Raw genomic sequence first — 7,708 nt, forward strand, 5'->3', positions numbered from 1 at the left:
CCCGGTGGCTGCACACTGACCGTCCGGGGCGGTCGGTCAGCGTGCGGTGCGGCGGGCGATCCGGGCGGCGAAGACGCCGGCGGACCAGCCGTTGTCGATGTTGCTGACCACCACGCCCGGCGCGGCCGAGTTGAGCATCGTCATCAGCGCGCCGAAGCCGCCGAAGGAGCTGCTGCCCTGGCCAGCCGAGGTGGGCACGGCGACGACCGGCACCTCGGTGAGTCCGCTGACCACGCTGGCCAGCGCGGCGTCCAGGCCGGCGACGACCACCAGGCAGTCGACGTCGGTGAGCATCGACGAGTCGGCCAGCAGCGGGCGGATCCGGTTGCCGCCGACGTCGTCGACCCGGACGACCTCGGTGCCGGTGACCCGGGCGACGAACGCGGCCTCGGCGGCGATCGGGGTGTCGCCGCTGCTTGCGCAGAGCACGCCGACCCGGCCGACCGGCTCGGGGACCGGGCCGACTGCTGCGGACATCGCCGCGGCGTCCATCGTCGTGTAGGCGTCGTGCTCGCTGGCCAGCGCGACCAGGGTGTCGGCGCTGGCCCGCACCACGATGGCGGGGGAGTCGGGGTGCTCCCGGCGGGCCTCGCGCACCAGGGCGAGCACCTGCTCGGTGCTGCGGCCGGTGCCCCAGATGACGTCCGGGCCGCTGGGCAGCGCCGGCTCGCGGGGAACCGGTGCCGCAGCGGGCACGACCACCGGAGGCACGGGCGCGCTGGGGGCGGATGCGACCGGCTCGGACGCGGGCTCGGCCGGTCCGATCCGGCGGCCGCTCGGGCGGCGGACCGGGCCGCCGAACAGCTCGTCCAGCGGGTTGCGCGGCCGGGCCAGGGGCTCCTCGTCGGTCTCGGGCTCGTCCGGCACCGCGGCGGGCTCGGGCGCCTTCGCCGCGACCGGCTCGACCAGCAGCCGGGCGAACCCGACGGTGACGTCGGCCGGGTCGCCCTCGGCCTGCTCGTCGAAGCCGTCGGAGAGCGGGGAGGCGGTCATGGTCTCCATGATGGTCGTGCCGTCGCCGGCCGCGACGCCCGCGGAGGTCGTGTCGGCCACCACCTCGACTGCCTGTCCGTCGGTCGTCGTCCCGGTGTCGTCGGCGCGGGTCTGGGTGACCCCGGAGAGCCGGACCACCCGGTCGCGGCCGGCGCGCTTGGCGTCGTAGAGCACGCCGTCGGCGGCGGCGAACAGGGTGCGCCGGTCGTCACCGCGGGCCGCCTGCGCGATGCCCACGCTGATCCGCACCGGCGCCTCGACGCCCAGGGCCGACCAGTCGTGCCCGGCGATCGCGCGGCGGATGCGGTTCATCGCCCGTTCGGCCTGCTCGGAGGTGGTGTCGGGCAGTAGGATGACGAACTCGTCGCCGGCCCAGCGGCACACCTCGTCGGTGTCCCGGCAGCCGTCGACCAGCAGCTGGCCGACGGCACGCAGCACCGCATCACCGGTCGGGTGTCCGGCGGCGTCGTTGATCGCCTTGAACTTGTCGATGTCCACGACGGCCAGCGCGGGCAGCGCGCCGGCGGACAGCAGCCCGTCCAGCCGGGCCTCGGCGTACCGGCGGTTGGGCAGGTGGGTCAGCGGGTCCTCGTAGGCCTGCCGGCGCAGCTGGCCGGCGGCCCGCTCGGTCTCCAGCAGGCTCTTGCGCCGGCCGAACAGCTCCACCCAGCGGGTGCGCCGCTCGTCGACCCGGTCCAGCTCGTCGGCCAGGTAGGCCTGCAGGTAGGGCAGCGCGCAGGCGGCGTCGTCCAGCTCGGCGTGCAGCGTGCACAGCTCCCGCAGCGCGGCCCGGCGCAGCCGGGGCAGACCGTGCTCGGTCGCCAGCGCCAGTGCGGCGGCGAGGTGGTCGTCGGCGCGCCGCGGCTCGCCGGAGCGGCGCAGCGCCCGGCCCAGGCCGAGCTCCGCGGAGGCCAGCAGGCCCCGGTCGTCGGCGGCGGTGGCCATCGCGACCACGCTCCGCAGCAGGGACGCTGCGGCCGCGTGCTCGCCCAGCCCCACCAGCGCCCAGCCGTGCACCACCTGGGCGTCGAGCAGCCCGGGGTCGCCGGCCGGCAGTCGCTGCAGCGCGCCGGCGGTGAGGTCGCGCGCCTCGGTGAAGTGCGGTGCGGCGGCGGCGGTGCTGCCGTCGTCCAGCAGGCCCTCGCCGACCTCGGCGCAGAGCGCGGCCAGCCGGGTGGCGGCCTCGCCGGTGAGGCCGACCAGGACGGCGTCGGGTGCGGCGGCGGAGACCTCGGCGGCGCGGCGCTGGTAGTCCAGGGCCAGCGGCATGAGCTCCAGGTCGGCCAGCACGGCGGCCAGCGAGCTGAGGGTGTGCACCAGCAGCGGGCTGGGCGGGAGAGCGGGGTCCAGCAGGCTGGCCGCCTCGACGGCCTCGTCCATCGCCGCGTCGACCCGGCGGGACAGCAGCTCGATCCGGGCGTGCCGGGCCAGCCCGGCGGCGCGCTGCAGGTCGTCGTCCTGGGCGTCGAAGGCGGCGCGCGCGGAGCGCACCAGGGCGATCGCCTGCGCGGCGTGCGTCGCCGACGCCGAGCGGGACTCTCGGTCCACCGCCTCCTCGCCGGTGCCGTCCACCGGGGGGTGCAGGTCCAGCGGGCCCTCCTGCTCCGGGCCGCCCTCGACCAGTGGCTCACCGAGCAGTGAGTAGCCGGCCAGCCGCAGCCGGCGCACCAGCAGCTCGGCGCGCAGCGTGTCGACCCAGGCGCGGGCCAGCGAGGTGAGCGGCGCCGCCGACCGGTCACCGGTGGGCAGCGTGCCGTCGATCTGGTGCAGCAGCGCCTCGGCGTCGTCCAGCTGCCAGTTCGCGAGAGCTGAGCTCACCTGGTGGTGCAGCAGACCCGGTGGCACGAGGGCACTGTGCCTGTCGACGGGGGGAGTGTCACGCACCGGGGCCTCGGGCTGCCCCTCCTGCCCCAGCGGTCCCTCCGGACCCCGGGCGCGGCGCAGCCTCACGAGGTCACCTCGCCGTCCTCAAACGCCCAGCCGGGGCGTCGCGGGGCGCTGCCGAGCACCTCGGCGACCAGGTCGTCGACCGAGGCCTCCGCCAGCAGCCCGGTCGACCGGGGGGTCAGGGCCGGTGCGGGCTGGCCACCGTTGGTGGCCCGCACCCGGTTGCGGCCGCTGCGCTTCGCGCCGAACAGGTGCAGGTCGGCGGCGTCGAACAGCTCCCGCCACGTCCGCGCGCCGGCCGACGGGCCGGCGGAGGCGACGCCGATGCTGACGGTGACCGGTGCGGGCAGGCCCAGGGCCGTCCAGTCGGCACCGGCCACGGCGCTGCGCAGCCGCTCCATCGCCACCACCGCCCGCGCCTCCCCGGTGTTGGGCAGCACGACCACGAACTCGTCGCCGGCCCAGCGGAACACCTCGTCGCCGGTGCGGGAGTGCTGGCGCAGCAGCTCGGCGACCCGGCGCAGCACGCCGTCGCCGTGCAGGTGCGAGTTCTCGTCGTTGACCGCCTTGAAGCCGTCGACGTCGACCACGGCCAGCGACACCGGCTCCCGGTCCAGCCGCAGCTCGCCCATCCGCCGCTCGGCGCTGCGCCGGTTGCCCAGGCCGGTGAGCGCGTCCTCCAGGGCGTGCCGGCGCAGCACCGCCGTCTGCCGCTGCGCCTCCCGCAGCCGGCTGCGGCGCACGAACATCTCCGCCCACAGCTCCCGGCTGCGCAGGTGCGCCCGGGTGGTCTCGTGCCGGTAGGCCTCCAGCCAGTGCAGCGCCTCCACGGTCGAGCCCGTCGCCGCCGTCGCCTGGCCCAGCTCCAGCAGGCACTGCCGGTAGCGGCGCCGATCACCGACCGCGGCGAACGCACCCGAGGCGCTGACCAGCAGCTTCACGGCCTCCTCGCCCTGCGGGCGGCCCGGCTCGTCGTCCCGGGCGCAGCGCAGCGCCAGCAGCCGGGCCAGCAGCAGGTCGGCGTAGCCGACCAGCCAGGTGCTGCCCTGGCCGCTCGCCAGGTGCCGGCGGACCCGGCGCAGCGGCGGCAGCGCCTCGTCCAGCTGCCCGCACAGCGTCATCGCCCAGGCCTGGACGACGTCGAGCAGGTCGGTGTCGGTCTCGGTGGGCTCCCAGGGCAGGGCGCGGGCCGCGGTGGCGCACTGCACCGCCACCTGGGCGAGCTCCCGGGAGCGGGCGTCATCGCCCCGGCGGTGCACCGTCTGCGCCAGCTCGGCGTGCTGCTGGGCGCACAGCCGCAGCAGCTGCCACTGGTCACCCAGGTCGGGCAGGGCCGAGGCCACCCGGGCGCCGCGCAGCGACTGGGCGACGGCCAGCTCCTCCAGGTCCAGGCCGGTCAGCGCCAGTGACAGCCAGGCGTGCGCCTGGTGCAGCTCCCGGCTGGGGTCCCCGGCGGCGACATGGTCGGCCAGCAGGCTGGCGTCCACGGCCAGGTGCAGGGCCGCGTCGAACCGGTCCGCGGTGACCTCCAGGTGGGCCAGGTAGGCCAGCACCAGGGCCCGCTCGGGACTGGGGGCGCAGCGCTCGAGCGCGGCCCGGGCGGCCGCCACGCCGGCGTCGGCGGTGTCGGGGTCACCGTCGAAGAGGGCGGCGCGGGCGGTGAACGCCGCCGACCAGGCGTCCCAGCAGGGCCGGCCGGTGGTGGCGAGCGGGCCGGCGACCCCGGCCAGCTCGTCGGTGAAGACGCGCGCCTCCTCCGCGGCGCTGGCGGCGAGCAGCCGCCAGCGGGCGGTCTCCAGGTGCAGTTCGTCGAGGACGTCCGGGCCGGCGGTCACGCGTCCCTCCCCTCCACAGTCAGGGCACGCGTCGTACGCGGACCCGGCCGGTGACGAGGCAGCTCCCCCCGCTCCGGGACCCGCGGGCCCCGGAGCGGCCGCACTACCCTCGCCGGATGCCGCGTCTCACGGACAGCACAGCTCCGACGGGGTTCGCCTATCTCGGACCCGAGGGTACCTTCGCCGAGGCCGCGCTCGGCAGCCTCACCGCTGCCGCCGGGACGCCCGCGGGGTGGACCTCCCGGCCCGAGCCGAGCATCGCCGCCGCCCTGCAGGCCGCGCGCACGGGCAGCGTCCCGGCCGCCCTGGTGCCGCTGGAGAACTCGGTCGAGGGATCGGTGCCGGCCACCATGGACGGCCTGGTCGACGGCGATCCCCTGGTGATCACCCGTGAGGTGTTCCTCGACGTCGCGTTCGTGCTCGCCGTCCGCCCCGGGACGACGGTCGACCGGGTGCGCACCGTCGCCAGTCACCCGCATGCGCTGGCCCAGTGCCGCGGCCGGATCGCCGACCTGCTGCCCGGCGCCGACGTGCTGCCGGCCGCCTCCACCGCCGACGCCGCCCGCCGGGTCGCCGCCGGCGAGCTCGACGCCGCGGTCTGTGCGGCCATCGCCGCCGACCGCTACGACCTCGACGCCCTGGCCACCGACCTGGCCGACCACCCCGGGGCCGTCACCCGGTTCGTGCTGGTGCAGCGCCCCGGGCAGCTGCCCGCCCCGACGGGTGCGGACAAGACGACGGTCACCGCGGTGGTCGCCGACCGCACCGGCGCGCTGCTGGACCTGCTGGCCGAGTTCGCCGTCCGCGGGATCAGCCTGACCCGGATCGAGTCGCGGCCCACCCGGGAGCGGCTGGGCGTCTACTCCTTCTCCATCGACTGCGAGGGGCACGTGGCCGACCGTCGGGTGGGCGACGCGCTCGCGGCGCTGCACCGGCTCGCCGAGGAGCTGCGATTCCTCGGCTCCTACCCGCGGGCCGACGCGCTGGCCGGCAAGCCGGTCGAGGAGTGGGTGGCCGACGCCGCCTTCGCCGACGCCGAGGCGTGGCTGACCCGGGTGCGGGGAGGGCAGGCCGGCTGACCGGCACCACCCTGGGTCGTGCGCCACGGTGACCCAGTCTGCGTCGTCCGGGGTCTGCTGGGAAACCGGGACGGACCGGTTCGTCTGTCGCTTCCCTGGGCACGCCCGGACCGGCGGGGGGACGACGCGCGAGGAGGAGCGGCATGGCGCAGCACTGGGTGGCCACGGACTTCGGTGGCCTCGACGTCCTCGACCTGCAGGAGCACGAGGTGCCGCCACCGGGCCCCGGTGAGGTGACGATCGCGGTCACCGCGGCCGGGATGAACCCCGCCGATGCCAAGCACGTGGCCCGCGAGGGCGACCGCAGCCGGCTGCCGATCCCGATCGGGTACGAGGCCGCCGGCCGGATCACCGCGGTGGGCCCCGACACCGAGATCGCCTCCGGCGGCGGCGAGGTCGGGGACGAGGTGCTGGCCTTCCGGATCAGCGGCGGCTACGCCACCGAGGTGACCGTGCCGGCGTCGGCGGTGTTCGCCCGGCCGCCGTCCCTGGCCCCGGAGGAGGCGGCCAACCTGCTGCTGGCCGGGACGACGGCGGCCGAGATGCTGCACGTCACCGGCGTGACCGCGGGCGACACGGTGCTGCTGCACGGGGCGTCGGGAGCGGTCGGGGTGAGCGTGCTGCAGCAGGCGGCGCTGCTCGGTGCCCGGGTGATCGGCACCGCGGGGGAGCACGGCGCCGACGTCGTCCGGCGGTTCGGCGGGGAGCCGGTGCGCTACGGCGACGGGCTGGCCGACCGGGTGCGCGCGCTCGCCCCGGACGGGGTCTCCGCCGCGCTGGACGCCGTCGGCACCGACGAGGCGGTCGACGTCTCCCTCGAGCTGGTCGCCGACCGGCAGCGGATCGTCACCATCGCCGCGATGCAGCGCGGGGAGTCCGCGGGCATCCGGGTGATCGGCGGGTCCATGCCCGACAGCGCCGCCTACCGCGACTCGGTGCGGGCCCCGCTGGTGGAGCTCGCCGCGCAGGGCCGGCTCGTCGTCCGGATGGCGCGGACGTTCCCGCTCACCCAGGCGCGTGCCGCGCTGGACCTGCTGATGAGCGGTCACCCGGGCGGCAAGCTCGCGCTGCTGCCCTGACGGCTTGCGCTGGAGTGCACTCCAGCTCCTAGCGTCCGCGGGCATGAGACCAGTGACCGGGTACGCGGCCCACGGACCAGGGCAGGGACTGCGGCCGATCGAGTTCACCCGCCGGGACCTGCGGGCCGACGACGTCGCCGTGCGGGTCACGCACGTCGGTGTCTGCCACAGCGACCTGCACGCCGTCGAGGGCATGACCGCCGGGGCGCCGCCGCTCGTGCCCGGGCACGAGTTCACCGGCGAGGTGACCGCGGTCGGCACCGAGGTGACCCGCTTCCGGGCCGGCGACGCGGTCGCGGTGGGCAACATCGTCGACTCGTGCGGGCGGTGCGACAAACTGCCTCGCTCACCGAGTGCCCTACTGCCGCGAGTTCCCGGCCACCACCTGCGGCGGGCACGACCGGCGCGACGGTAGCCCACCCAGGGCGCGTACTCGACCGAGTACGTCGCTCGCGACGCAGTGCCCCTGGACGGACAGCCGCCCGCTGAGGTCCGCTCCGACCCCGAGCGGTACGACGAGCTGTACTGCACCTGCCCGAGGTCGGCCGGGCATCCCCCGCTGGGCGCCAGGGTCGTTCAAGGGTGCCCGGGATGGGCGAACCGCCTGTGTCGGTTCCCTCAGGGGGCCGGTGTCACCGTCAGCCGGGCAGTGGCATCGCCCTCGGTCAGCCAGATGAGGCGGTAGCGGGGGGGGGGGGGGGGGGGGGGGGGGCGGGGGGGGGGGGGGGGGGGGCGGGGGGGGGGCGGGGGGGCCCCCCCCCGGGGCGGGCCGGGGGCGGCCCCGGGGGCCGCGGGGGGGCGGCCCGCGACGCCGGCGGGGACCCCGCGCGGCGGC

At 77.0% G+C, this 7,708-nt stretch carries 5 protein-coding genes; 3 read left to right on the top strand and 2 right to left on the bottom strand.

Annotated features, from left to right (window positions below; genetic code table 11):
- Positions 1–36: 36 nt before the first annotated feature.
- Together Q1A09_RS21510 and Q1A09_RS21515 are read right to left on the bottom strand one after the other, a co-directional pair.
- A complete protein-coding gene (locus Q1A09_RS21510; protein ID WP_299960055.1) occupies positions 37–2,838 on the bottom strand; it encodes a diguanylate cyclase domain-containing protein in 2,802 nt (933 codons plus the stop codon).
- 101 nt (positions 2,839–2,939) lie between these two features.
- Positions 2,940–4,715 carry a GGDEF domain-containing protein gene (locus Q1A09_RS21515; protein ID WP_299960060.1) on the bottom strand — a complete coding sequence of 592 codons (1,776 nt, stop codon included), beginning with the start codon at positions 4,713–4,715 and terminating at the stop codon, positions 2,940–2,942.
- Between the two features lie 116 nt (positions 4,716–4,831).
- Between Q1A09_RS21515 and pheA the strand changes: the two genes are divergently transcribed.
- From pheA to Q1A09_RS21530, 3 genes are all read left to right on the top strand, one after another.
- Positions 4,832–5,794 (top strand): prephenate dehydratase, encoded by a 963-nt coding sequence (gene pheA / locus Q1A09_RS21520; protein WP_299960063.1) that lies wholly within the window; start codon positions 4,832–4,834, stop codon positions 5,792–5,794.
- A 143-nt stretch (positions 5,795–5,937) separates the two neighbouring features.
- Positions 5,938–6,873 (top strand): NADP-dependent oxidoreductase, encoded by a 936-nt coding sequence (locus Q1A09_RS21525; protein ID WP_299960066.1) that lies wholly within the window; start codon positions 5,938–5,940, stop codon positions 6,871–6,873.
- Between the two features lie 43 nt (positions 6,874–6,916).
- A complete protein-coding gene (locus Q1A09_RS21530; protein ID WP_299960069.1) occupies positions 6,917–7,288 on the top strand; it encodes an alcohol dehydrogenase catalytic domain-containing protein in 372 nt (123 codons plus the stop codon).
- The last annotated feature ends 420 nt before the right edge of the window (positions 7,289–7,708 follow it).

The sequence above is a fragment of the uncultured Modestobacter sp. genome, from assembly GCF_947486615.1.
GTDB lineage: Bacteria > Actinomycetota > Actinomycetes > Mycobacteriales > Geodermatophilaceae > Modestobacter.